19 protein-coding genes are annotated in these 26,197 nt (G+C 64.7%); 12 read left to right on the forward strand and 7 right to left on the reverse strand.

The annotated features are described in order from the left end of the window. Positions 1 to 7: 7 nt before the first annotated feature. Genes ACGYLO_RS08455 through xdhA form a run of 4 tightly spaced genes read right to left on the reverse strand, consistent with a single transcriptional unit; the run spans position 8 to position 6,076 of the window. Entirely contained in the window at positions 8 to 1,525 is a 1,518-nt protein-coding gene (locus tag ACGYLO_RS08455; RefSeq protein WP_271689093.1) for an ABC transporter ATP-binding protein, read from the reverse strand. Next, positions 1,522 to 2,277, reverse strand: a complete 756-nt coding sequence (gene xdhC / locus ACGYLO_RS08460) for a xanthine dehydrogenase accessory protein XdhC (RefSeq protein WP_271689094.1) — start codon at positions 2,275 to 2,277, stop codon at positions 1,522 to 1,524. Before xdhC ends, ACGYLO_RS08455 begins: the two co-directional genes overlap by 4 nt. Then, on the reverse strand, positions 2,274 to 4,688 hold the full coding sequence (gene xdhB / locus ACGYLO_RS08465; protein ID WP_271689095.1) for a xanthine dehydrogenase molybdopterin binding subunit: 2,415 nt from the start codon (positions 4,686 to 4,688) through the stop codon (positions 2,274 to 2,276). Before xdhB ends, xdhC begins: the two co-directional genes overlap by 4 nt. Beyond that, a complete protein-coding gene (gene xdhA, locus ACGYLO_RS08470) occupies positions 4,685 to 6,076 on the reverse strand; it encodes a xanthine dehydrogenase small subunit (protein WP_271689096.1) in 1,392 nt (463 codons plus the stop codon). Before xdhA ends, xdhB begins: the two co-directional genes overlap by 4 nt. A 200-nt stretch (positions 6,077 to 6,276) precedes the next feature. Here xdhA and dnaE point away from each other — a divergent pair, with 200 nt between their 5' ends. Beyond that, positions 6,277 to 9,813: a DNA polymerase III subunit alpha gene (gene dnaE / locus ACGYLO_RS08475; RefSeq protein WP_271689097.1), complete on the forward strand. Its 3,537-nt coding sequence runs from the start codon at positions 6,277 to 6,279 to the stop codon at positions 9,811 to 9,813. A gap of 94 nt (positions 9,814 to 9,907) precedes the next feature. Beyond that, positions 9,908 to 10,474, forward strand: a complete 567-nt coding sequence (locus tag ACGYLO_RS08480) for a hypothetical protein (RefSeq protein WP_271689098.1) — start codon at positions 9,908 to 9,910, stop codon at positions 10,472 to 10,474. A 20-nt stretch (positions 10,475 to 10,494) separates the two neighbouring features. Here the strand turns inward: ACGYLO_RS08480 and ACGYLO_RS08485 are convergent, their stop codons facing one another. Further along, entirely contained in the window at positions 10,495 to 10,689 is a 195-nt protein-coding gene (locus tag ACGYLO_RS08485) for a SlyX family protein (protein WP_082851915.1), read from the reverse strand. A 178-nt stretch (positions 10,690 to 10,867) separates the two neighbouring features. On the opposite strand from ACGYLO_RS08485, the gene hisS reads away from it, so the two are divergent. The 9 genes from hisS (at position 10,868) to ACGYLO_RS08530 (ending at position 21,242) form a co-directional block, all read left to right on the forward strand. Next, positions 10,868 to 12,364, forward strand: a complete 1,497-nt coding sequence (hisS, locus tag ACGYLO_RS08490) for a histidine--tRNA ligase (protein ID WP_271689099.1) — start codon at positions 10,868 to 10,870, stop codon at positions 12,362 to 12,364. Beyond that, positions 12,364 to 13,446: an ATP phosphoribosyltransferase regulatory subunit gene (locus ACGYLO_RS08495; RefSeq protein WP_271689100.1), complete on the forward strand. Its 1,083-nt coding sequence runs from the start codon at positions 12,364 to 12,366 to the stop codon at positions 13,444 to 13,446. Before hisS ends, ACGYLO_RS08495 begins: the two co-directional genes overlap by 1 nt. Beyond that, the gene (gene hisG / locus ACGYLO_RS08500) at positions 13,443 to 14,132 is read left to right on the forward strand and encodes an ATP phosphoribosyltransferase (RefSeq protein ID WP_067624598.1); all 690 of its coding nucleotides are present in this window, start codon (positions 13,443 to 13,445) and stop codon (positions 14,130 to 14,132) included. Before ACGYLO_RS08495 ends, hisG begins: the two co-directional genes overlap by 4 nt. 212 nt (positions 14,133 to 14,344) lie before the next feature. Further along, entirely contained in the window at positions 14,345 to 15,160 is an 816-nt protein-coding gene (locus ACGYLO_RS08505; protein WP_271689101.1) for an ABC transporter ATP-binding protein, read from the forward strand. Positions 15,161 to 15,230: 70 nt separating this feature from the next. Then, the gene (locus ACGYLO_RS08510; RefSeq protein WP_271689102.1) at positions 15,231 to 16,235 is read left to right on the forward strand and encodes a branched-chain amino acid ABC transporter permease; all 1,005 of its coding nucleotides are present in this window, start codon (positions 15,231 to 15,233) and stop codon (positions 16,233 to 16,235) included. Beyond that, a complete protein-coding gene (locus ACGYLO_RS08515) occupies positions 16,232 to 17,302 on the forward strand; it encodes a branched-chain amino acid ABC transporter permease (protein ID WP_271689103.1) in 1,071 nt (356 codons plus the stop codon). The genes ACGYLO_RS08510 and ACGYLO_RS08515 overlap by 4 nt, the downstream gene beginning before the upstream one ends. 33 nt (positions 17,303 to 17,335) lie before the next feature. Beyond that, entirely contained in the window at positions 17,336 to 18,544 is a 1,209-nt protein-coding gene (locus tag ACGYLO_RS08520) for an ABC transporter substrate-binding protein (protein ID WP_271689105.1), read from the forward strand. Between the two features lie 71 nt (positions 18,545 to 18,615). After that, entirely contained in the window at positions 18,616 to 19,410 is a 795-nt protein-coding gene (locus tag ACGYLO_RS08525) for an ABC transporter ATP-binding protein (protein WP_271689106.1), read from the forward strand. Positions 19,411 to 19,421: 11 nt separating this feature from the next. Continuing rightward, positions 19,422 to 21,242 (forward strand): long-chain fatty acid--CoA ligase, encoded by a 1,821-nt coding sequence (locus ACGYLO_RS08530; protein ID WP_271689107.1) that lies wholly within the window; start codon positions 19,422 to 19,424, stop codon positions 21,240 to 21,242. Positions 21,243 to 21,245: 3 nt separating this feature from the next. On the opposite strand, the gene ACGYLO_RS08535 is transcribed toward ACGYLO_RS08530, so the two are convergent. Continuing rightward, positions 21,246 to 21,677, reverse strand: coding sequence for a DUF1489 family protein (locus ACGYLO_RS08535; RefSeq protein WP_209217204.1), 432 nt, complete (start codon positions 21,675 to 21,677; stop codon positions 21,246 to 21,248). 201 nt (positions 21,678 to 21,878) lie between these two features. Here ACGYLO_RS08535 and ACGYLO_RS08540 point away from each other — a divergent pair, with 201 nt between their 5' ends. Further along, positions 21,879 to 24,158 carry an adenosylcobalamin-dependent ribonucleoside-diphosphate reductase gene (locus ACGYLO_RS08540; RefSeq protein ID WP_271689108.1) on the forward strand — a complete coding sequence of 760 codons (2,280 nt, stop codon included), beginning with the start codon at positions 21,879 to 21,881 and terminating at the stop codon, positions 24,156 to 24,158. Between the two features lie 154 nt (positions 24,159 to 24,312). Here ACGYLO_RS08540 and ACGYLO_RS08545 read toward each other — a convergent pair whose 3' ends face one another. Next, positions 24,313 to 26,139 carry a TniQ family protein gene (locus ACGYLO_RS08545; RefSeq protein ID WP_394376377.1) on the reverse strand — a complete coding sequence of 609 codons (1,827 nt, stop codon included), beginning with the start codon at positions 26,137 to 26,139 and terminating at the stop codon, positions 24,313 to 24,315. Positions 26,140 to 26,197 lie beyond the last annotated feature (58 nt).

Genomic DNA, 26,197 nt, shown 5'->3' on the forward strand with positions numbered 1-26,197 from the left:
GCTCGGCTTAGACATGCGCCACCTCCATGCCATGTGCCCCGCCCATCATCAGGCCGATCTCTTCGACGGTCAGCCCCTGCGCGGGGCGAGAGGGCGACAGGCGGCCTTCGTTCAGGGCGGCGAAATTGTCGGAAATCTCCATCAGCTCATCAAGGTCTTGGCTGATGACGATCACGGCGGTCCCGTTTGAGGCGAGGTCCAAAAGCGCCTGCCGGATCGCGGCGGCGGCAGAGGCATCGACGCCCCATGTCGGTTGGTTCACGACCAGCAGCTCGGGCCGTTGCAGCACCTCGCGCCCGATGACGAATTTTTGCAGGTTGCCGCCTGAGAGCGAGCGCGCGGCATTGGCGGGGCCGGGGGTGCGCACGTCGAAGGTCTTGATGATCTTCTCGGCAAAGCTGCGCGCCTTGCCCCAGTCGAGCATGCCGCCGCGCTCCAGCCCCTCACGGGCGGCCCCGGTCAGCATGGCGTTTTCCGTCAGCGACATGTCCGGCACGGCGGCGTGGCCCAGCCGCTCCTCGGGGGCGGTCAAGACGCCAAGCGCGCGGCGGGCGGTGGGGCCGAGCAGCCCAATGTCGCGCCCGTCAAAGGTGATCATCCCCGCGCCGACCAGTGTTTCGCCCGAGAGCGCGTTGAGCAATTCGTCCTGCCCATTGCCCGCGACGCCGCCGATGCCCAGCACCTCCCCGCGCCGCACCTCGACGGAAATATCGCGCAGCGGCATGCCAAAGGCATGGGCAGACCGGGCCGAAAGATTGTTCAGCGTCAGCGCCACTTCGCCCGGTTCCTTGCTGTCGCGGGTCGGCGTTTTCAGCGCGGAGCCCACCATCATCTCTGCCATGTCGCGCGCCGAGGTCTCACGCGGGGTGCAATGGCCGACGACCTTGCCCAAGCGCAGGATCGTCGCGCTGTCGCAAAGGCTGCGGATTTCTTCGAGCTTGTGCGAGATATAAAGGATCGCGGTGCCCTCTGCGCTGAGCTTGCGCAGGGTTTTGAACAGGATTTCAACCTCTTGCGGGGTCAGAACCGATGTCGGCTCGTCCATGATCAGCAGTTTGGGCTCTTGCAGCAGGCAGCGGATGATCTCCACCCGCTGACGTTCCCCCGCCGAGAGGTCGCCGACGGTGCGGTCCGGCGCAAGCGGCAGGCCGTAGGTGTCCGACACATCGCGGATCTGTTGGCTAAGCTCGCGCATCCGCGGCGGGTTTTCCATGCCGAGCGCGATGTTTTCCGCCACGCTGAGCGCATCGAAAAGCGAGAAATGTTGAAACACCATGCCCACGCCCGCCTGCCGCGCGGCGTGCGGGTCGGTGGGGGCAAAGCTCTCCCCCCGCATTAGCATCTGGCCCGCGTCTGGTTTGACCAGCCCGTAGATCATTTTAACCAAAGTGGATTTGCCCGCGCCGTTCTCGCCCAGCAGGGCGTGAACCTCGCCCGGAGCGATCCGCAGGGAAACGTCATCGTTCGCGACGACGCCGGGGTAGGCCTTGGTCAACCCGGTGAGGTCGAGAAGTGAATCAGTCATGCGGAAACCTTTGTCTGGGTCCGGGCGATGAGGGCGATCAGCGCACCATGGGCAATTTGCGCAGGCAGCTTGCCCAGCGATTTATCGCCAATTGGACAGGTGATGCCAGAGGGATCCAACCCCATGTCACGCAAGCGGCGGGAAAACCGTGACTTTTTTGTGTCAGAGCCGATCAGCCCGACGCTCGCGGCGCCGCGATTGAGCAGCGCGGCACAGAGTGCGAGGTCGATGTCATGGGAATAGGTGAAGATCAGGTGATGCGCCTCGCGCGGCGCATGGGCGGCCAACCGCGGCATGTCGGCGGCGGGGGTGACGGTGACATGGGGCAGGATCTGGTCGGGGAAACGGTCGCGGGCGCTGTCGATCCATGTCAGATCGAAGGCCCGGGGCGGGCAGGCGGCCACCACCGCCCGGCCCACATGCCCTGCGCCCCAGAGCCATAGCGGCACGTCGCTTTGTACATCCGGCAGGGGCAGGGGGGTGGCCGCGTCCAGCGGGCGCGGCGTCGTGGTGTAGCGCAAGCTCACCGCGCCGCCGCAGCATTGGCCCAGACCGGGGCCGAGCGGCAGGGTCTGGGTGTCTTCGCACCGGCCCTCGGCCAGCATCTGGCGGGCGTGGGCGATGGCCTGATGTTCCAGCGCCCCGCCCCCGATAGTGCCCGCGATCGCGTCAGACGTGACCTTCATCGCCGTGCCCGCATCCCGCGGGGCCGATCCGCGCGTGGCGGTGACCTCGATGAAGATCGCGGTCATTTCCGCGCCCGTCCAACGGCGGTGAGCACGGCCTCGGCGGTGGCCGGGGCTTGCAGGTCGCCGTAATGCGGGCCGCAGGCCGCCACCGCATCCGACAGCGCCATGAAGGCCGAGATGCCGAGCATGAAGGGCGGCTCGCCCACGGCCTTGGAGCGGTAGACCGTTTGCGCCGGGTTCGGCTGGTCCCAGAGCGCCACGTTGAAGACTGGCGGGCGGTCCGAACAGGCGGGGATCTTGTAGGTCGAGGGCGCATGGGTGCGCAGGGTGCCACTCTCGTCCCAGACCAGTTCCTCGGTCGTGAGCCAGCCCGCGCCCTGCACGTAGCCGCCCTCGATCTGGCCGATGTCGAGCGCGGGGTTCAGCGAGGCCCCGGCGTCATGCAGGATATCGGTGCGCAGGATGCGGTTTTCGCCGGTTAGCGTGTCGATCACCACCTCGGTGCAGGCCGCGCCATAGGCGAAATAGTAGAACGGCCGCCCGCGTCCGGCGATCCGGTCCCATTCGATCTCGGGCGTCTTGTAATAGCCGGTGGCGGAAAGGCTCACGCGGTTCTCATAGGCCGAGGCGGCGGCGGCGGCGAAGGTGATCTCCTCTCCGTCGATGCGCACCATGCCGTCGGCGAATACCACCTGATCGGGGGTGGTCTGGTAGCGTTCGGCCAGATGCGCGGCCATCCGGTCGCGGATCGTGTCGCAGGCGTTCTGCGCCGCCATGCCGTTGAGGTCCGATCCCGAGGAGGCCGCTGTGGCCGAGGTATTGGGCACCTTGGCGGTGTCGGTGGCGGTGATCTTGACCACCTCGGGCGAGACGCCGAAGCGCGCGGCGGCGACCTGCGCCACCTTCTGGAACAGCCCTTGGCCCATCTCGGTGCCGCCGTGGTTCAGGTGGATCGAGCCGTCTTGGTAGACATGCACCAGCGCGCCCGCCTGATTGAGGTGAGTGAGCGTGAAGGAGATGCCGAATTTCACCGGGGTGATCGCGATGCCGCGCTTCATCAGCGGGCTTTTCGCGTTCCACTCGGCAATGGCGGCGCGACGCGCGTCGTAATCGCAGCTTTCGACCAGCCGGTCGGTCAGCGCGTTGACGATGCAGTCGGTGACCGGCTGCTGGTAGGGCGTGGTCTGCACGTCCGAGGGGGTGGCCGGGATCGACGGTTGCGCGCCGGGCGCAGGGGGCGCGCCGCGTGATGACAGATCGGCCTCGGCATCCGGCGGGGTGCGGTTGTCGATCGCGGTGCCGGTGTTCTCCACCTCGGTCGGGCGGTGGGCGTTGTCGCTGTAGTAATTCGCCCGGCGCACGGCGAGCGGATCGAGGCCCAGCTCATGGGCGATATGGTCCATCACCCGTTCGATGCCGACGATCCCCTGCGGCCCGCCGAAGCCGCGGAAGGCCGTGGCGCTGGCGGTATTGGTCCGCAGGCGGTGCGAGGTGATGCGGATGTCGCGCAAGTGATAGGCGTTGTCGGCATGCAGCATGGCACGATCGGCCACGGGCAGCGACAGGTCCATCGACCAGCCGCAGCGGGTGTAATGGGTCACGTCCAGCGCGGTGATGCGGCCCGTCTCGTCGAAGCCCACGTCATACGCGACACGAAAATCATGCCGCTTGCCGGTGACGATCATGTCGTCGTCGCGGTCATAGCGCATCTTGCAGGGCTTGCCGGTCAGCGATGCGGCCACGGAACAGGCGATGGCCAGCGCGTTGCCCTGGCTTTCCTTGCCGCCGAAACCGCCGCCCATGCGCCGGGTCTCGACCCGCACGGCGTGCATGGGGCGGCCAATGGCATGGGCGACTTTATGCTGAATTTCGGTCGGGTGCTGGGTCGAGGAATGCACCAGCATGTCGCCATTGTCCTGCGGCAGCGCCATAGCGGCCTGACCTTCGAGGTAGAAATGCTCCTGCCCGCCCATCTCGATCTGGCCCGAGAGGCGGCGGCCGGCCTTCGCCAGCGCGGCCTCGGCATCTCCCTTCTGGTAGATGCGGGGGCCGTCCTCGAAACGGCTGTTGGCGTCGAGCGCCTGTTCCACCGTCAGGATCGGATCGCGCGGGGTGATCTGCGGTTTGCCCAGTTGCGCGGCCCGGCGCGCGGCGAGGTGGCTGGTGGCCACGACGAGGTAAAGCGGCTGGCCCGCGTAATGCACCTGATCGGTCGCTAGGAGCGGCTCATCATGGTTCGAGGGAGAGGTGTCGCAATCGTGCTCCAGATCCGCCGCGGTCAGCACCGCAACGACGCCGGGCGCTTCGCGCACGGCAGACAGGTCGAGACCCTCCAGATCGCCCGCCGCGACGGGGCTGAGGCCAAAAGCCAGATGCAGCGTGCCGCGCGGGGTGGGGATGTCGTCGACGTAGCGCGCGGCACCGGTGACATGGAGTTTCGCAGCATCATGGGGAAGGGGCTTTGCAACGCTCATGCCGAGACCTCCAGCAGATTGGTGGGGGTGCCATTGGCGTCGTGGAAATAACGCAGCAGCATGTTCTCCGCCGCCTGCATCCGGTAGCCAGCCGAGGCGCGCATGTCCGACAGCGGGGTGAAGTCGTCGCGCATCGCCTCCATCGCCTTGTGGATGGTCTCTTCGTTCCATGGCTGGCCGACAAGGGCGGCCTCCGCCGCGGCGGCGCGTTTCGGGGTGGCGGCCATGCCGCCGAAGGCCACGCGGGCGGTGAGGATTTCAGAGCCATTGCCGGTGATCGAGATACAGCCGCAGACCGCCGAGATGTCCTGATCGAAACGCTTCGACAGCTTGTAGCAGCGCAGGGTGTCGTGCTGGCGCGGCACGGTGATCGCCTCGACAAATTCGCCCGGCGCGCGGTCTTGCTTGCCGTAGTCGAGGAAGAAGTCCTCCAGCGGCAGTTCGCGCCGCGCGTCGCCGCGGCGCAGGTGCAGCGTGGCACCAAGCGCGATCAGCGCGGGCGGGCCGTCACCGATGGGCGAGCCGTTGGCGATATTGCCGCCCAGCGTCGCCGCGTTGCGCACCTGCGTCGAGCCGTAGCGCCGCAGCATCACGCCCAGGCTGGGGAACAGCGGGGAAAGCTTCGCCTCCACCTCGGTCAGGGTCGTCATGGCGCCGATGCGCAGGCCGGTCTCGTCCTCGGTGATACCGCGCAGATCGGCGCAGCGGTTAAGGAAGGCCACGGCGCCCAGATCGCGGAAGCCCTTGGTGACCCAAAGGCCCACGTCCGTCGCCCCGGCGATCAGCGTCGCGTCGGGGTGGTCGAGGTACCACGCGGCCAACGCGTCGCTGCTCTCGGGTTGCACATGGGGCGCGCCCTCGGCTTTGGCGGGGGCGGGGATGTCCTGTTTGAGCTTCGATTTGAGACCCAGCAGATGCTCCGGCACCGGCTTGTCCGCCGCGGCTTCGGCGGCGCGGATGATCGGCGCGTAGCCGGTGCAGCGGCAGAGGTTGCCGGCAAGCTGCACGTCGTGGTCGCGCGCGCCGTTAAGATGCGCCGTCGCCATCGAGACGACAAAGCCCGGGGTGCAGAAGCCGCATTGGCTGCCGTGATGCTCCACCATGGTCTCTTGCACCGGGTGCAGGGTGCCGTCGGCGCCCGCCATGCCTTCGACCGTGGTGACGGCCTTGCCGTTGATCTGGGGCAGGAACAGGATACAGCCATTGAGCGCGCGGTGCCCGCTCTCATCGCTGATCATGACCGAACAGGCCCCGCAATCGCCCTCGTTACAGCCCTCTTTCGTCCCCGTCAGGCCAAGCTCTTCGCGCAGCCAGTCAAGCAAGGTGGTGGTCGGGGACACGTTGGAGAGTGACACGACTTCTCCATTGAGAAGAAAAGTGATGTCCATTGGTTCTCATCCGCCGCGGTACAAAGTGGCCCGTTAACATGCGCGGGGTTCGATGCGGCGTAGAACCGGGCGCGGGCGAGGTAGAGGTCAGGCTAGCGGGGCGGGGGGCGTTTTGGCAAGAAAAAATACCTTGGGCGAAAAATGCAGCACCGCGGCATCCGACGCTGGTGCCGGGCAGGCGGCTGGCATAGTTTGCGCCCATGTCAGATGCTCCCCGATTCATTCACCTGCGCAGCCATTCCGAGTATTCCCTGCTGGAAGGCGCGCTGCGGCTGAAAAAGCTGCCCGGCATGTGCCGTGACGCGGAAATGCCCGCGCTGGCGCTGACCGATACCAACAATATGTTCGCCGCGCTGGAATTCTCCGTCGCCATGGCCGGGGCGGGCGTGCAGCCGATCATCGGCTGTCAGGTCGATGTCGCCTATGTCGAGGTCCAACCGGGCGAGAAGCCGCGCCCGCCCGCGCCGGTGGTGCTGCTGGCGCAGAGTGAATTGGGCTACGAGAACCTGATGAAGCTCAACTCTTGTCTCTATCTCGACAAGGGTGGGGCGGCGGCGGAGGTAACGCTGGCGGAACTCGAGGCGCTGAGCGCCGATCTCATCTGTCTCACCGGCGGGCCTTCGGGGCCGGTGGGGATGCTGTTGCAGGGCGGTCAGCGCCCGGCGGCGGAAGCATTGATGGCGCGGCTGCACCGCGCCTTCGGCGACCGGCTTTACGTCGAGTTGCAGCGCCATCCGGAGGACGGCGGCCAGCCCGAGTCCGAGCGCCTGACCGAGCGCGGCTTTGTCGAGATGGCCTATGCGATGGACATCCCGCTGGTGGCGACCAACGACGTCTATTTCCCCAAGCCGGACATGTATGAGGCCCATGACGCGCTGATCTGCATCGCCGAGGGCGCCTATGTCGACCAGAGCCAGCCGCGCCGCCGTCTGACCGCGCAGCATTACTTTAAGTCGCAGGCCGAGATGGCGACCCTCTTTGCCGACCTGCCCGAGGCGCTGAGCAATACCGTCGAAATTGCCAAGCGCTGCGCCTTCATGGCCTACCGCCGCGATCCGATCCTGCCCAAGTTCGCCGACGATGAGGTCGCCGAGCTGCGCCGCATGGCCAATGAAGGCCTGCAAGCGCGTCTGGCGGTGATCCCCCATGCGGTGAGCGTGGAGGAATACCAAAAACGGCTCGATTTCGAACTGGGCATCATCGAAGGCATGGGGTTCCCGGGCTACTTCCTGATCGTGGCCGACTTCATCCAATGGGCCAAGGACAACGACATCCCGGTCGGGCCGGGGCGGGGCTCCGGCGCGGGGTCGCTGGTGGCCTATGCGCTCACGATCACCGACCTCGACCCGCTGCGCTATTCGCTGCTCTTCGAGCGCTTCCTCAACCCCGAGCGGGTCTCCATGCCCGACTTCGACATCGACTTCTGCATGGACCGCCGCGAGGAGGTGATCCGCTACGTGCAGGAGAAATACGGCCGCGACAAGGTGGGGCAGATCATCACCTTCGGTGCGCTCTTGTCGAAGGCGGCGGTGCGCGACATCGGGCGCGTCCTGCAGATGCCCTACGGACAGGTGGATCGCCTCTCGAAGATGATCCCGGTGGAGGGGGTGAAACCCGTCTCCATCGAGAAGGCGCTGGCGGACGAGCCACGACTGCGCGAGGAGGCCAAGAACGAGGAGGTCGTCGACCGTTTGCTGACTTACGGCCAGCAGGTCGAGGGGCTTTTGCGCAACGCCTCGACCCACGCGGCGGGCGTGGTGATCGGCGACCGGCCTCTGGATCATCTGGTGCCGCTTTATCAGGACCCGCGCTCGGACATGCCGGCGACGCAGTTCAACATGAAATGGGTCGAACAGGCCGGGCTGGTGAAGTTCGACTTTCTGGGTCTGAAGACCCTGACCGTCATTCAAAACGCGCTCGACCAGATCAAGGCGGGCGGGCGGCATCTGCATATCGCCGCGGACGGGCGCCAGATCTACGAGCCGCCCGAGGGCCATGTCGACGACGTGGCCACCCTCCCGCTCGACGACAAGGCGACCTACGATCTCTATTCCAGCGCCAAGACCGTCGCGGTCTTTCAGGTGGAATCCAGCGGCATGATGGATGCGCTCAAGCGCATGAAACCGACCTGTATCGAGGATATCGTCGCCCTCGTGGCGCTCTACCGTCCCGGCCCGATGGAGAACATCCCGGTCTATTGCGAGGTCAAGAACGGCAAGCGCGAGTTGGAATCGGTGCATCCCAGCATCGACTACATCCTTGAAGAGACCCAAGGCATCATCGTTTATCAGGAACAGGTGATGCAGATCGCGCAGGTCATGGCGGGCTATTCGCTCGGCGGCGCTGACCTGTTGCGCCGCGCCATGGGTAAAAAGATCGCCGAGGAGATGGCCAAGGAACGTCCCAAGTTCGAAAAAGGCGCGATGGCCAATGGCGTCGATAAGAAGAAGGCGGCGGAGGTCTTCGACCTTCTGGAGAAATTCGCCAACTACGGTTTCAACAAGTCCCACGCCGCGGCCTATGCGGTGGTCAGCTACCAGACCGCATGGCTGAAGGCGAACCACCCCGTCGAGTTCATGGCCGGGGTGATGAACTGCGATATCCACCTTACCGACAAGCTGGCGATCTATTTCGAGGAGGTGCGCAAACATCTCGAACTGCCTTGGGTGCCGCCCTGCGTGAACCGCTCTGATGCCACTTTCAAAGTGGTCGACGGCGCGCTGGTCTATGCGCTGGGCGCGTTGAAGAACGTCGGGCTGGAGGCGATGCGGCTGGTGACCGAGGGGCGCAAGGTGGATGGCGTCGACAAGCCCTTTGCGACGCTCTTCGACCTCGCCCGGCGCGTGGACCTCAAGCGCGTGGGCAAGCGCCCGCTGGAGATGCTGGTGCGCTCTGGCGCGTTCGACCAGCTCGACAGCAACCGGCGGCGGGTGTTCCAATCGCTCGACGGGTTGGTGAGCTACTCGGCTGCGATCCACGAGCAGAAGGCCAGCAATCAGGTCTCGCTGTTTGGCGAGGCGGGCGACGACCTGCCCGAGCCGCGGATGCTGCCCTGCGACGACTGGCAGTCGGCGGAGCGTCTGGCCGAGGAGTTCAAGGCCGTGGGCTTCTACCTCTCGGGCCATCCGCTGGACGACTACATGCCGCCTCTGAAGCGCAAATGGGCGCGGGAGACCGGTCTGCCTTTCCTCACGCTTGATGAGCTCAACGAGAAGGTCAGCACCCGCGGCGCGATGAACGCGCGGCTCGCGGGCGTCGTGGCGGGCCGTCAGGAGCGCAAGTCGGCGCGGGGCAACCGCTTTGCCTTTGCGCAACTCTCGGACCCCACGGGCGGCTACGAGGTGACGATCTTCTCCGACGTGCTCGAAGCCTCGCGCGATCATCTGGAGGTCGGCTCCAAGGTCGTCGTCACCGTGGAGGCCACGATGGAAAGCGACCAGTTGAAGCTCTTGGCCCGCGGCATCGGGCCGATCGACGCGGCGGTGGCGGATGCGGGCAGCATGGGGCTGCGGGTCTTCATCGACGGGCCGGGGGCGATCCAATCGGTGGCCGATGTGCTTGCCGGGGCGCGGCAGGCGGTGAAGGCGGCGGGCAAGGGGCCGGTGCAATTCTGCCTGATGGATCCCAGCCTGCCCGGTGAGGTCGAGGTCGATCTGGGGCGCGAATTCCCGGTGACACCGCAGATCAAGGGCGCGATCCGCTCGCTCGACGGGGTGATGGAGGTCGAGGAAATCTGACCTCCGCCGCCTCGGCGGCCTCCCGCGTTGCCGCATCCAGTGGACGGCGGCGGGTGGCTGCGCTACCTGCCTGCCAAGCTATGGGGAGCAGAGCATGAAACGACGCATCGGCCTTTTGATTATGGGGACGTTGCTCTCCGCCTGCGCCATGGCTCCCTCAGCGCCGAACCCGCAGGTCTCCGAGGTTTCATTCGGCACCGTCCTGCCGTTTGGCGAGGTGGCCCGCGTCTGCGATCTGGAGTTGAGCGAATTGGGGCAACTGGTCGAGGAACCTTCGGCGCGGGGCTACCGGTTGTTCGATTCGCAGCCCGGCAGTGCCGGGGCGCGCAGCTTCTACATCACCGGCTTTGCGGACGATTGCGCGCGTCAGTTGACGGCGGCCAATGTGCTATTCGGCACGCCCACGGTCTACGAGCAACTGCACTATGGCCCGGGGGGAGAGAACCTGCCCACCGCCGAGACCGACGCGGCCTATGAGGCGATCAAGGCCCGCGTCTGCGGTGCGGGGCGCGGGAAACCCTGCGGGCGGCAGATCGGCAAACTCGACAAGACCACCTTTTTCGTCAGCGCCTATGAGCGTTTGGGGCAGACCGCGCGCTGGTCCGAATTGCTGGTGCATGACGGGGCCGTCGCCGCCGTGGCAATGAAATCAGCCAATTGACGGGTGCGCGGCGCTGCCGCTCAGTAATGCGGGGGGCGCTCATCGCCCAAAAGCACCGCGCCGCCGCCCGAAGCGTCCCGCTCTCCTTCGCGCTGCATCAGCATATGGACGCGGCGGTTGAGAGTGACGATCTCGGCCTCCTGACGGGTGACAATCTCTGACATATCGTCGACCGCGCGGGTCAGATGGGCGATCTGCTCTTCAAGGCGGCTGATATGCTCGGCGGTTTGGTCTGGGGTGTGATCAGGGCTTTGGTCAGTCATGGCGCGCATCCTTTTTGCGCGATCTAGCACGGACCGGCGGCGCGGGACAGGGGCGGGATGCCGCGTTGCTTGCTCTTGCGGGGGGCTTGGGCTAGACGCGAGGCCAATTGATGCACCGAGGATCCTTGCCATGGCAAAGCCCAAGAAAACCCCCCGTCCCAAGGCGCAAACCCCGAAAGGGTTCCGCGATTATTTCGGGACCGAGGTGACCCATCGGGCCGAGATGCTGAACAAGATCGCCGCCGTCTATCACCGCTATGGTTTCGACGCGCTGGAAAGCTCGGGCGTGGAGACTGTCGAGGCGCTTGGCAAGTTCCTTCCCGACGTGGACCGCCCGAACGAGGGCGTCTTTGCGTGGCAAGAGGATGCCGAGGGCGACAAGCCCGGTGACTGGCTGGCGCTGCGCTATGACCTGACCGCGCCCTTGGCGCGGGTCTATGCCCAGCACCGCAACGAGTTGCCGATGCCGTATCGGCGCTACGCCATGGGCCCGGTCTGGCGCAACGAGAAGCCCGGGCCGGGGCGGTTTCGGCAGTTCTACCAGTGCGACGCTGATACCGTCGGCGCGCCCTCGGTCGCGGCCGATGCCGAGATCTGCGCCATGCTGGCCGACTGCCTTGAGGAAGTGGGCATCGCGCGCGGCGACTATGTGGTGCGGGTGAACAACCGCAAGGTGCTGAACGGCGTGCTCGAAGTGGCCGGGCTTTCGGGCGACGACAAGGAAGCCGAGCGCGGCATCGTGCTGCGCGCCATCGACAAGCTCGACCGGCTGGGGCCCGACGGTGTGCGCGCGCTTTTGGGTGAGGGCCGCAAGGACGACAGTGGCGATTTCACCAAGGGCGCGGGGCTGGGCGAGGCGCAGGCCGATGTCGTGATGGGATTCATGCAGGCCAAGCGCGAGACCGGGGCCGAGACCGTGGCGCGGCTGCGCGACTTGGTGGCAGGCTCCGAGGTCGGCGTGCAGGGCGTGGATGAGTTGCAGCTTATCTCGGACCTGTTGGCAGCGGGTCGCTATGGCCCCGACCGGGTGGAGATCGACCCCTCGGTCGTGCGCGGCCTTGGCTATTACACCGGCCCGGTCTTCGAGGCCGAACTGACCTTCGAGATCAAAGACGAGAAGGGCCGCGCGCGGAACTTCGGCTCGGTCGCCGGCGGCGGACGCTACGACGATCTGGTGAAGCGTTTCACCGGGCAGGAAGTGCCAGCGACTGGCGTCTCCATCGGTGTTGACCGTCTTCTCGCCGCGCTGGCCGCCAAAGGGCGGCTTGAGGCCGAAGCGACAGGCCCCGTCGTCGTCACCGTGATGGACCGCGACCGCATGGCCGATTATCAGGCCATGGTGGCCGAGCTGCGGCAGGCGGGCATCCGGGCGGAGGTTTATCTGGGCAACCCGAAGAACTTCGGCAACCAGATGAAATACGCCGACAAGCGGCAAAGCCCCGTGGTCGTCATCGAAGGCGGTGACGAGAAGGACCGCGGCGTGGTGCAGATCAAGGACATGGTGCTGGGCGCGCAACTGGCGCAAGAGGCCAGCCATGACGAGTGGAAAGAGCGCCCCAACCAATATGAGGTGCCGCGCGGCGATCTGATCAAAGCGGTGCGCGATATTCTGGATCGGACAAGCTGATGCCCACACGTTCCGAAACGCTGGCGCGCGCGGCCTCCCTGCGCGCGATTTTCGAGGGGCAGGGCGCCGTTCTGGTCGAGCCGCCGATCTTGCAACCGGCGGACACGCTGCTGGATCTCTATGGGGAGGATATCCGCGCCCGGGCCTATGTCACCTCGGACGCGCTGCGCGGGGAGCAGATGCTGCGCCCCGATTTCACCGTGCCCGTAGTGCAGATGCATATGGCCCATGGGGCCGAGCCCGCGCGCTATACCTATTCAGGCGAGGTTTTCCGCCGTCAGGAACATGACCCGAACCGCGCCAACGAATACATTCAGGTGGGTTTCGAGGTCTTCGACCGTGCCGATCCGGCGGCGGCGGATGCCGAGGTTTTCGCCCTGATTGCCGAGGCGATGCAGGGCCTTTCGGTGCGCCCGGTCACCGGGGATATTGGCGTGCTGATGGCGGCGGTGCAGGGGCTGGGCACATCCCCCGCGCGCAAACAGGCGTTGATGCGTCACATCTGGCGCCCGCGCCGTTTTCGCGCGCTGCTTGACCGTTATGCCGGGCGCAGCCCGGTGCCCGCGGGGCGCAAGGCGTTGCTGGCCGAGACCGAGGTGACATGCGACGCGCCGATGGTGGGGCTGCGCTCCCGCGCCGAAATTGAAGCCCGCGTTGCGGCCCTGCGCGAGGATGCGCAGACGCCGCCGATCTCTGCACAGCAGGTCGACCTTTTCGAGGCGCTGTTGGAGGTGCGGGAAACCCTGCCCAATGCGCTGAGCCGTCTGCGCGATCTGGCTGTCGACATGCCCGCCATCGGCGATGCCGTGGCCCGTGTCGCGGCCCGCGCCGATGCGATGCGCGCCCGCGGGATCGACACCGACGCGCTGCTCTTCGAGGCCAGCCATGGCCGGTCTTCGATGGAATATTACGACGGTTTCGTCTTTGCCTTCCGCGCCGCCTCGCGGCCCGATCTGCCGAGCATCGCCTCTGGCGGGCGCTATGACGCGCTGACCCGGCGACTGGGGCAGGGCGATGAAATCCCGGCGGTTGGCGGTGTGATGCGCCCCGGCCTGATGCTGGAACTGGAGGCCGGGCAATGACGCTGAAACTGGGTGTGCCGTCCAAGGGGCGGCTGATGGAGAAGACCTTTGAATGGTTCGGCGCGCGCGGCGTCAGCCTGCAACGCACCGGGTCCGACCGCGAATATGCGGGCAAGGTCGAGGGGATCGAGGATGTCTCGCTCGTGCTGCTTTCGGCGGGTGAAATCCCGCGCGAACTCTCGGCAGGGCGGATCCATCTGGGCGTCACCGGCACCGATCTGGTGCAAGAGAAGCTGGCGCTTTGGGATCAACTGGTCGAGCCGCTGGAAGAGTTGAACTTCGGCCATGCCGACCTGATCATAGCCGTGCCGCAGGCTTGGGTCGATGTCGACACGCTGGACGATCTCGACGCCGCCGCCGCCGCCTTCCGCGCCGAACATGGCTTCCGTCTGCGCATTGCCACCAAGTATCACCGGCTGGTACGGGAATTCCTGCGCACCCATGGCGTGGCCGACTACGCGCTGGTCGACAGCCAAGGCGCGACCGAGGGCACGGTGCTGAACGAGACCGCGGAGGCCATCGCCGATATCACTTCCAGCGGGGAGACCCTGCGCGCCAATCACCTGAAGATCCTCAGCGACGGGCTGATCCTGCAATCGCAGGCCACGCTCTGGCGCTCGCGCATGGCGCCCCTAGAGGATCACAGCCGCAAAGCGCTGAAAACCCTGATCGCACAGCTGACCTGACGTAGCGTCACAGCCCCGGGTTTTTCCCTTCCCTTCCATGGCATTGCACCTTCCGAGCCGCTCCCGGCGCGGGGGCGCTTTGCCGCGCGTCTTATCGAAAGACTTGCGAGATGCCGCGCTTCGGATAGGGTGAAAGGGTCAACAGGCCGATACCACAAGCACCGCCAAAAGGGGCAGGGGTCGGGACATAGGGAGGATCCGTCGATGATCGGATGTCACGCGCCCCTTGCGGGGGGCCGCAGCCGTCGCCGCATGGGAGTGGGCGATTGCTGAGGGTTGAGGATTTGCATCTGTCCTTTGGCGGCATCAAGGCGCTGCAGGGGGTGAATTTCGAAGCCAAGGCCGGAGAGATCACCGGGGTGATCGGCCCCAACGGCGCGGGCAAAACCTCACTTTTCAATGCGATTTCAGGGTTTTACAGGCCCGACCGGGGCAGCGTGTCCTTTGACGGAGAGGATATCACCACGCTCAGCCCCGACAAGCGCGCGGGCCTTGGCCTCGCACGGACCTTTCAGAACATCGCGCTGTTTCGCGGCATGACCGTGCTCGACAATATCAAACTTGGCGGCCACACGCGGCTCAAAACCAATGTCTGGCAGGCGCTGCGCTATTTCGGTGCGGCGCAGAAGGCCGAGCTGGAGCTGCGGCGCGAGATCGAAGAGCAGGTGATCGATTTTCTCGAGATCGACCACATCCGCAAATACCCCATTACCATGCTGCCCTACGGTCTGCAAAAGCGGGTCGAACTGGGCCGCGCATTGGCGATGCGCCCGCGCGTGCTGCTGCTGGACGAGCCAGTGGCGGGCATGAACCGCGAGGAGACCGCCGACATGGCACGTTTCATCCTCGATGTGCAGGAACAGTTCGGCACCACGATCCTGCTGGTGGAACATGACATGCACATGGTGATGGACATCTGTAGCCGCATCGTTGTGCTGAACTTCGGTCAGCAGATCGCCAGCGGCTCGCCCGAGGAGGTCTCGAACAACCCGGCGGTGATCGAAGCCTATTTGGGGGCCGCGGCATGACGATTTCTTTCAAAGAAATCGGGCCGGAATTTTTGAAAAATTCCGAGGGTAAGGACAGGGAGGCGCTGTGATGGGGCAGTTCGTGCAATTCGCGATCAACGGGCTGATGGCCGGGGCGATCTACGCGCTGATCGCCGTGGGCATCGTGAGCGTCTACAAGGCCACCAAGGTGGTGAATTTCGCCCATGGCTACCTGATCATGTTCGGGGCCTATTTCTATTTCACCTTCGCCGTGATCGTCCCCGGCCAGCCTTGGGCGCCCGGCTGGCTGGCCTCGTGGCAGCCCGGCTGGATGGTCGAGATGCGGGGTGATTTGCCGATGTTCTCGCCCGTGGCGGCGGTGCTCGACTGGGTGGCGAACCTGCCGCGCATCCTCTTGGGGCTGGCTGGGGCGCTGGTCTGCAACGCGATCCTCGGTCGGGTGATCGAGCGGGTGCTGATGCGCCCGCTGATGGGGCAGTCGATCTTTGCCATGATCATGGTGACGGTCGGTCTAATCTCAATCCTGTCGGGCGCGGCCCAGTTGATCTGGACGGCGGATGCCGCAAGCGTGCCCTATATCGCGCCTAACATGCCGATCCGGTTCGAACTGTTCGGCACCATGATCTTCCTCTTCGGCACCGATTTGGTGAACATGGTGGTGGCGCTGCTGCTGTTTGGTGGCATCGTCGCCTTCGTGAAGTTCACCAAGGGCGGCATCGCCATCCGCGCCACGGCCGAGGACCAATCCACCGCCTATTCCATGGGCATCTCGGTGCCCAAAGTCTTTTCCCGCGCCTGGGTTCTGGCCAGCACCACCGGGGCCATCGCGGGCGCGATCCTCGCCACGCGCAACGGCATTTCGCCGAGCCTCGGTCTTTTTGGTTTCTCGGTGCTGGCGATCGTTCTGATGGGCGGGCTTGATAGCTACGTCGGCGTGCTGATCGCGGCGATGGTCGTGGGCGTGCTCGAAGCGATGACCCAGTGGCAGATGGGCGGCGGCTGGGCCGAAATCGTGCCTTATGTCACCGTGCTTGTGGTGCTGATCTGGCGCCCGCACGGGCTGATGGGGCAGAAGGAGGTCGAGCGGATATGATCAACGCCAACCTGAAGTCCAGCTATGCCGCCGACGAGCGGGTGCTGAACAACCGCTACAAACAGGCCTTTGTCTACGGCTCGATCCTTGCGCTTGTCCTGTTCACGCTGTTCGGCAACGATTACCTCATTCTGATCGCGAGCCAGATGGGCATCCTGCTGATCGCCGTGGTGGGGATCAACATCCTCACGGGCTATACCGGTCTGGTGTCGCTGGGCCATGGCGCCTTCGTCGCCATCGGCGCCTATGCGGTGACGATCTTCGGCAACCTCGGGGCGGGGGTGATCCCGGCGGGGCTGATGCCCTTCGTCTCGGTGCCGCTGGCGGTGGCGCTGGCGGCGGCGGTTGGCGTGCTGGTGGGGCTGCCGAGCCTGCGGGTGAAGGGGCTCTACCTCGCCGTGGCGACGCTGGCGGCGAATTTCATCGTGATCTTCCTGATCGAAGAAGACCTCTTTGCCCCCTGGACCGGCGGGATGGTCGGGATCAACACCAACGTGCCCAACCTGCTGGGCTGGGAGCTTGATACCAAGCGCGAGATGTTCGGGCTGATCGCCGTGGTCGGCCTCGTCTCGCTGCTGGCGGCGCAGAACCTGATCCGCACCCGGGTGGGCCGCGCCTTCATCGCCATTCGCGACCGGGACTATTCGGCCGAGATCCTCGGCATCTCGCTGCTGCGCTACAAGCTGATGAGCTTTGCCCTCTCGGCCGCCTATTGCGGGCTGGCGGGGGCGCTTTTCGCCTATTTCTACGCCCGTATCCTGCCCGAGCAGTTCGAACTGGCGCTCTCGCTGAATCTTGTGGCGGCGCTGATCATCGGTGGCATGGGGCGCACGATGGGGCCGGTTTTCGGGGTCATCATCGTGGTGATGGTGCCCGAACTTATCAAAGTGCTCTTTGGCGCGCTGGCCGGTGACAGCGCCGGCGCGGGGCAATTGCGCGCGCCCTTGCAGCAGATCGCCTTCGGCGTGCTGCTGGTGTTGTTCCTGCTCAAGGAATCCTTGGGCATCAACCAGATCGTTGACCGTATCCTGCGCGCCGCAAACCGTTGGCCGTTTGCGCGCGGGTAAGAATTCACAAGGCCACATCAGGGAGAAGACCAGATGACCATGAACCGCCGATCCTTCCTCGCCACCACCGCCGCCGCGACGGCGGCCATGGGCACGCCGATGATCTTGCGCGCTCAGCCCAAGGAGTATGTGCTCGGCGCCTCGCTGCCGCTCACCGGGCCCTTCGCCACGGCGGGGCAATTGGTCGCGCCTGCCTTCGCCATGGCCGCGAAACTGTTCAACGACGAGGGCGGCGTGGCCGGTGTGCCGATCCGCTTCGTCACCGAGGATTCGGGCTATGTGCCGCAGAACGCGCTGAACAACTACCAGCGCGCGCTGGCCTCGGAAGGCAAGAACATGATCGGCTATTTCGCCGACAGCACCGGGGCGATGAAGCTGATCGCGCCCGAGCTCAAAGGCGAGAACGCCCGCATCATGGGCTCGACCTCCTTTGCCTCGGAACTGGCCGACCCGGCGACCCATCCCTATCAGTATCTCTCGGGCCCGACCTACCAGAGCCAATTCGACATCCTTTTGCAGAACATCAAGAACGAGGGCGGGCAGAAGGTGGCCTTCATCTTCTCCAACACCGAGTTCGGGCGCGATCCCATCGAACATGGCCGCAAGACCGCCGAGGAACTGGGCCTCGAGGTCGTGTTGGAGGAAAGCACCAAGGCCGAGGGTGCCGACATCCCGACCCATGTCACCAAACTGGCGCAGTCAGGCGCGGATCACTGTATCCTGCAGGGCTATGTCACCGGCGTCTGGCCGCAGCTCATCGGCGGCGCGCGGCAGTTTGGTCTGCCGGTGAAGTTCAAGGGCACCTTCTGGGGCATGGAGAAGCTGATCGCCGACCGGATCACCGCCGAGGCCGGGCCCTTCCTTGCTGGCTACGAGGGCGTCATGCCCTACCGCTATTTCTATGACCGCGAGGACGCGCCGCGTTATCAGCAGTATGCGGAACTCAGCAAGCAGATGTTCGCGGGCACGCCTCTGGAGAACTACATGTCGACATGGGCGATCCAGACCATGTGCGGTTTGGAGATTGCCATGAAGGCCTTCCGCGACACCGCCGAGGCGGGGCTCGAACTGACGCCCGACAACATCGCCGAGAAGCTGGCGGGAATTTCCGATTGGGACTCGGGCGGTTTCTTCGGCGGGCCAGTGAGCATGGAGAACAACGCCATCGGGACCGGCCGGGTCTATGGCTATAACCCCGAGGATGGGCTGTTCACGCCGAAATCGGACTGGTTCACCGTGTAAGCGAAACAGGTTCGGGGGCGCGGCCCCCGGACCCCCGAAGTATTTTTGGCCAAAAAGAGAGAGGGCCTCGCGTGCTGACCATCGAGAACATCGAAGTGACCTATCACCACACGGTGCAGGCGCTGCGCGGGCTGTCGCTCGAGGTGCCGGACGGCAAGATCGTCACGCTTCTGGGCACCAATGGCGCGGGCAAGACCACGACGCTGAAGGCGGCGAGCAACCTGCTGGCGTTGGAGAACGGCGAGGTGGGCGAGGGGCGGATTTCGTTCAAGGGCCAGTCGATCATGTCGATCCAGCCCGACCGTCTGGTGCAGCAGGGGCTGTTTCACGTGCGTGAGGGGCGGCGGATCTTCAGCGAGATGACGGTGGAGGACAATCTGATCGCCGCCTCATACGCATTGGACCGGCGGCAGGCGAAGGCGGATTACGACAAGGTCTATGCCTTCTTCCCGCGGCTGAAGGAGCGGCGGCGGCAGATCGCGGGCTATCTGTCGGGCGGGGAGCAGCAGATGCTGGCCTTTGGCCGGGCGATGATCGCGCGGCCCGAGCTCATCCTGATGGATGAGCCGTCGCTGGGGTTGGCGCCCAAGGTGGTGGCGGAGATCTTCGACACGATCAAGCGGCTGAACCAAGAGGACGGCACCGCGATCCTGCTGGTGGAGCAGAACGCCGGGGTGGCGTTTTCGGTCGCCGACTACGGCTATATCATGGAAAGCGGCCAGATCGTCATGGAAGGCGATGTGGAGAAGCTGCGCGGCGACAAGGACATCCAGTCCTTCTACCTCGGGATGGGCGAGGAGGGCGGCGCGCGGCAGTCCTTCCGCGACGTGAAACATTACAAGCGCCGCAAACGCTGGCTCAGCTAGGGAGGCCCGTGATGGCATTCGACGAGTTCAAGGGCGACTTCGCGCCGCTGGTGCGCATGGTGCACAACCATGCCAAGAACCGCCCCACCGGCGTGGCGATGCGGCAAAAGGAATTCGGGATCTGGAACGAGATCACCTGGGCCGGGCTGCAGGAGATCATGCAGGCCGCCGCCGCAGGCCTTGTCGATCTGGGTCTGAAGGCAGGCGATCACGTCGGCATCCTGAGCGAGAACCGCAGCGAATGGGTGCAGGCGCAATTCGGCATCAACGCGGCGGCGGGCGTGGTCGTGGGCATGTATCCCACCAGCCCGGCGGCGGAGCTGGAGCATCTGATCAACGCCTCGGACAGCACGGTGCTCTTCATTGAGGATCAGGAACAGCTCGACAAGATCAAGGAATTGGGCGACCGGGTGCCGCAGCTGCGCCAGTTGGTGATCTTCAACCCCAAGGGCACGCGGGGCGAGGACGTGCTGGGGCTAATCAGCTTCGATGAGCTTCTGGAACGGGGCCGGGCGCGGCTGGCGGATCTTGCCGATGATCTGCGTGCGCGGCAGGCGGGGATTGAGCCTGACGACACCGCCATGATGGTCTTCACCTCGGGCTCCACCGGGCTGCCCAAGGCGGCAGAGATTTCCTATGGCAACATCCACGCCGGCGTGGGCGTGGCGCGCGGTGTTTTCGGGGCCTATCCGCCGGGGACGGACGTGCTGAGCTACCTGCCTCTGTGCCATATCGCGGAACAGGCGGTGACGGTGATTAACGGGCTGGCGCAGCAGTTTGTGATGAACTTCGGCGAGAGCCTTCGGACCATCACGCTCGACCTGCGGGAGGTCGCGCCGCAGGTGTTCTTCGGCGTGCCGCGGATCTGGGAAAAGATGCAGGCGGGCGTGCTGGTGCAGACGCAGACCGCCGGGCGCATCAAGGGGCCGATGACGCTGATGGCGCTGAAGGGCGCGCAGCGGCGCGGCATGATCCGGCGCGACAAGTGGAGCGCCGGGGACCGGCTGGCCCACGCCTTCTGGGACGCGCTGATCTACCGCCATATCCGTAGCTATCTGGGCCTCGGTCGGACTACCTTCGCGATCTCCGCCGCCGCGCCGATCAGCGCCGAGCTTCTGGGGTTCATGCGCGGGATCGGCGTGAATATCCGCGAAGCTTGGGGCATGTCCGAGACCTCGGGCGTGGGCACGATCCAGCGCTCATGGGGCCAATGCAACGGGCGCATCGGCTTTCCGGTCAGCGGCGTGCGCACCAAGATCGCCGAGGATGGCGAGGTGCTGTTCTCGGGCGGGACGATCTTCAAAGGGTACTACAAGAACCCCAAGGCCACCGCCGAGACGCTCCGTGACGGCTGGCTGCATACCGGCGATGTGGGCCGCGAGGAGGCCGACGGTTCGATCACGCTGATCGACCGCAAGAAGGACATCATGATCAACGCGGCGGGCAAGAACCTCGCGCCTGCGCATATCGAGAATGTCATCAAGGCCAGTCCCTACATCAAGGAGGTCGTCGCGGTGGCCGACAAGCGGCCCTATGTGACAGCACTGGTGCAGATCGACATGGATACGGTCCGGCTCTGGGCCGAAGGGCAGGGGATCGCCTATACGACCTTCCGTTCGCTCGCCGAGCACCCCAAGGTGCAGGAATTGATCGACGCGGAGGTGGCCAAGCAGAACCGCGATCTGGCGCGAGTCGAGCAGGTCAAGAAGGTCTGGCTGATGCGCAAGGAGCTCGACCACGACGATGGCGAGGTGACCGCGACGATGAAGGTGCGCCGAGCCAAAGTCTACGAACTCTATGGGGATCAGATCGAGGCGCTCTACGCCGACTGAGGCTCAGAGCACGCCGATCTCGGCCAGCGCGCGGTTCAATTCCACGGGCAGTTCCGCCTCGGCCTCGCGGCCCTCGGGCAGGTCGGGCGGGGCATCCTCGGGCTTGAGGTAGCGCCAGCCTTGGAAGGCCCGGCGCAGGCTGTTCTGGGTGCGGATGATCTCGGGGTCCAGCACGATGGCGCAGCGGCGGATGCCGTCGGCGCGGGTGACCTCTTCCAGCCGGACGATGCGCTGGCGGGCTTGGATCACGCCCTTGATGACCCAGTAGATCGAGCCGCCGTTGAGAATCTCGGCCTCGCGCTTGGGCCACATGCGGGTCACATGGCGCGGCAGCCCGTCATGCGTGCGCACGTCCTTGCGCGCCTGCCATTTGGCAAGGCTTTCGACGCCTTCGGTGCCGACCGAAAGTTTGATTAGATTGATGTAGTTATCCAAAAGTTCCCCCGGAGCGCTGCCTGAGAATGAGCCTTTATATAGTAGTTTCTCCTTCGGAGCTAGCAAGGTATTGTGGTAGGCTGAAGAATAAATTCCGGCCGATCTGCATTTTCGGCGTTGAGAAATCAGCCCGGCCTGTTGTATCGATGCCAACTCTTAAGTCGCATTCGTGCCGCCCTCACGACTCAAAGGAACCGTTGTATGTCCCGCTTTACCGCCCCGATCGCCGAACAAATCTGGGATATGAAATACCGTTTTAAAGGGGCCGATGGCACCCCGAAGGACGTCACGGTCGAGGACACATGGCGCCGTATCGCCCGCGATCTCGCGCAGGTCGAATCGAAGGCGGATGTTTGGGAAGACAAGTTTTTCAACGCGCTGGAGGATTTTAAATACCTCCCCGCGGGCCGCATCACCGCAGGCGCCGGCACCGCGCGCCGCGTGACGCTGTTCAACTGCTTTGTCATGGGCACCGTGCCCGACAGCATGTCCGGCATCTTCGACATGTTGAAGGAGGCGGCACTCACCATGCAGCAGGGCGGGGGAATCGGCTATGACTTCTCCACCATCCGCCCGCGCGGCGCGGATGTGCTGGGCGTCTCTGCGGATGCCTCCGGCCCGCTGTCCTTCATGGACGTCTGGGACGCCATGTGCCGCACCATCATGTCCGCAGGCTCGCGCCGCGGCGCGATGATGGCGACCATGCGTTGCGACCATCCGGATGTGGAGGATTTCATCGCCGCCAAGTCCGACCCCGCGCGCCTGCGCATGTTCAACATGTCCGTGCTGGTCACCGACCCCTTCATGGAGGCCGTGAAGGCCGACGGGTCTTGGGACCTCGTCTTTGGCGACAAGGTCTATAAAACCGTGCAGGCGCGCGATCTGTGGAACAAGATCATGCAGGCGACCTATGATTACGCCGAGCCGGGCGTGATCTTCATCGACCGCATCAACGCCGCGAACAACCTGAACTATTGCGAGACCATCGCCGCCACCAACCCCTGTGGCGAGCAGCCCCTGCCGCCCTATGGCGCCTGCCTTCTGGGCTCGATCAACCTTGCCCGTCTGGTCGCCCAGCCTTTCGCGGACGACGCCCATCTCGACCAAGACGCGATGAGCGAGTTGGTCGCCACCGCCGTTCGCATGATGGACAACGTGGTCGACGTGTCGAACTTCCCGCTGCCCGAGCAGGCTGCCGAGGCGCAGAACAAGCGCCGCATCGGTCTGGGCGTCACCGGCCTTGCCGATGCGCTGTTGATGGTCGGCTTGCGCTACGGCTCTGACGAGGCGGCGGCGCAGACCGAGGCATGGCTCAAAGCCATCGCCCGCGCCTCCTATCTGGCGAGCGTGGACCTGGCGAAAGAGAAGGGGGCCTTCCCGCTGTTCGATGCTGAGAAATTCCTCGCCTCCGGCACCATGCAGCAGATGGACGATGACGTGCGCGAAGCGATCCGCGAACACGGTATCCGCAACGCGCTTTTGACCTCCATCGCGCCGACCGGGACGATCAGCCTCTACGCGGGCAACGTGTCCTCGGGGATCGAGCCGGTCTTTGCCTATGCCTACACCCGCAAGGTGCTGCAAAAAGACGGCAGCCGGACCGAGGAAGAGGTCGTCGACTACGCCGTGCAGATGTGGCGCGAGCTGAAGGGCGATGCACCGCTGCCCGACTATTTCGTCAACGCCCAGACCCTGCCGCCCGCCGATCACGTCAAGATGCAGGCTGCGGCGCAGAAATGGATCGACAGTTCGATCTCCAAGACCATCAACTGCCCCGAGGACATCTCCTTTGATGCCTTTAAGGACGTCTACATGCAGGCGTGGGACACGGGCTGCAAAGGCTGCACCACCTATCGCCCCAACGATGTGACCGGTTCGGTTCTGAGCGTCTCTTCCGAGAAGAGCGACAAGGCCCCCGCCGACAGCCCCGATCAGGTCAGCGAAGGCGGCGAGATCGTCTATATGTCCGACCCGCTGGACCGCCCCGCCGAGTTGGAGGGCAACACCTATAAGGTCAAATGGCCGGATAGCGAGCACGCGCTCTACATCACCATCAACGACATCGTGCTGAACGGCCATCGTCGCCCCTTCGAGGTCTTCATCAACTCCAAGAACATGGAGCATTTCGCCTGGACCGTGGCGCTGACCCGCATGGTCTCGGCCGTGTTCCGCCGTGGCGGTGACGTGTCCTTCGTGGTGGAAGAACTGAAAGCCGTCTTCGACCCGCGCGGCGGGGCTTGGATGCAGGGTAAATACATCCCCTCGATCCTCGCGGCCATCGGCGGCGTGATCGAGCGCCACATGATCGCCACCGGCTTCATCGCGGGCGAGGGCATGGGGCTGAAGACCGACCCGCAGGCGAAGGTCGTCGGCCTCGACGCCCCGCGCGGCAAATCCTGCCCGTCTTGCGGTCAGTTCGACATGCGGATGGTCGAGGGCTGCATGACCTGCGGGAGCTGCGGGCATAGTAAGTGTGGGTGATTAAATGCGCCTTATGAAGTGTGAATCACCTCATCCGAGTTCCGGAAATCACCTCATCTGATTTCCGGATCGGGAGACCCGAGATCGCAGAATGAATGCATAGCGAGGCCGCGCAATAGCGCGGCCTTTTGCTTTTTCTAATATTTTCAGTTCCTTACGAGAGTGTCCGGTCGATGTCTTCCCGCAGGTACAACGTACCGTAATCCTCGCCATCCGGCGAGAAGATCGTGACCCCAGCGGCTCGCAAGGTTGCCGTCATGGACTGCCAACTCTTTCCGTGGGCCTGCGCCATGGTTCGCGGCGTGTAGAAGCGCCGGTGGAAGGCGTCCGCGTCGTCGCGTGTGATAAACAGCTGTTTCGTCTTCAACTTGGGATGCACCAACTCCGTCGCCGGCGTGTGGCCATTGATGACAAGGCGCTTCATGCGGATGGGCTGGCCGATGCCGACGGTTTTCGAGAACAGCTCGATGCTCTGGTGGGACGAGGGCTCAGGCGACAGGACCGAACAGACCTCGTCATGATAGACGTACAGCGCCGCGTAGCCGTCGAAATCGGCGTGGTTTCCGATCCTGACGATCCGCCGGTCTTGGATCGCCCGGATGATGACTTCCGGGCCCACCATCAGGCGCGCGGCGGACTTCGAGATGTGCTCCCAGCCATGCTGCGCTTGGCGGAGCGGCGATGCGCCGATGAAGACGCTGTCGAGGAAGCGCACGCCGTCCACCGGATCCCAGATGGTCTTGGTACCGGCGTCGTGGACGGATGGCAGTCGTGGCGCGAGGACCCCGCCCGCGACAAGCAGATCGAACTGGGACCGAGATGCGTTAATGCCCTCGGCGAACTCCTTCGCGGTGATCAGCGTCGTCGCGGCTTTCAGCACCGTGTCGGCGCGTTTCGCATCGAAGACTTGCCAGGCATCAGGCAGACCTTCTTCAGGAATGATGTTCTCGGCGGCAAGGATCTTTCGGAGGCGTCTCTGGTCGATCCCTGTTGCCTTGGCCGCGCTCCTCACCGAATGGAGCCTCCGTTCGACGATGGGCTCTCCGAGTAGTTCGTCCCCGACACCGAGGGGCCATGTCTCCAACATGTGTGACCGCAGGATCCGCCGGAATTCATCGTAATCAGGGTTGTCGATGGTGTCGTAGGCCAGCCGGTCGTACATCTTCGGGAAGATCTTCTTCGGGCCATCGTGCGGTCCGCCCGGGAGGTTTTGCAGGCCCTGCAAAGCCCCCCTGATCGCCACTTCACCTTGTCGGGCACTCCGAAATCCCAGATCGTACACGAACCATTTGTCCTCATCTGTCACGGCAGACGGGGCCGACGTGATATGACGCAAAAGCGAGGTTCCGAGCATCAGGCAATAGTTGCAGGCCGCATGCAGCGGGTGCTGTTCCAGCCAGTTACCGTCGCCGTGGCCCTCCAGCTGTGCATCCAGCCACGTGTCGAAGCTGGTGGGGGCTCGTGGTTCGAGGGTCAGGTTTCCCTCAGTGATGGCCGGGATCAACGAGGCCAGGTGCGGTGCCGAAGCAAACCGTGGGACTGGTTTGCTTTCCTGCCATAGCGTCATCAACGGTGTGTTGTGCTCCAGACAGAGTGTCACGTGCGGCACCAACCAATGCCCTCGCATCGCCATGGCTGCCGGACCGGTCCCTTGGTCCTCAAGGTCCTGACGAATACACTCTGGGCAGCCGCGCATCTTTGGAGGCTGCAGTATCTTGGAAGGAAAGGTGTGACCGCGGAAAAGGCGCATGGTCCCGGCAACCCCATCTTTCGAGGGCGACCATGCAACGACGTCTTCAGGGATCGGGCAGCCGAAGGCTTCGAGCGCTTCGATGGCGGTGGAGGCTCCTGAGATCACTGCGAGGAACGACGTTTCCCGGTCTGCCGAGAATGTTGCCGCATCCATATGGTAGGCAGCTGCCGTCCTCGAGACGAAAGAAGCGACGGTTTCACGCGGTCTATGGGGGATGGAAGTAGCCATGAACACTCCGAAGTTTCGGGCTTCGTACGTGAGGCGATCCAAGATGCAAGATCAAAGT

It is taken from the genome of Sulfitobacter sp. 1A13353, assembly GCF_043557255.1.
Lineage (GTDB): Bacteria > Pseudomonadota > Alphaproteobacteria > Rhodobacterales > Rhodobacteraceae > Sulfitobacter > Sulfitobacter faviae.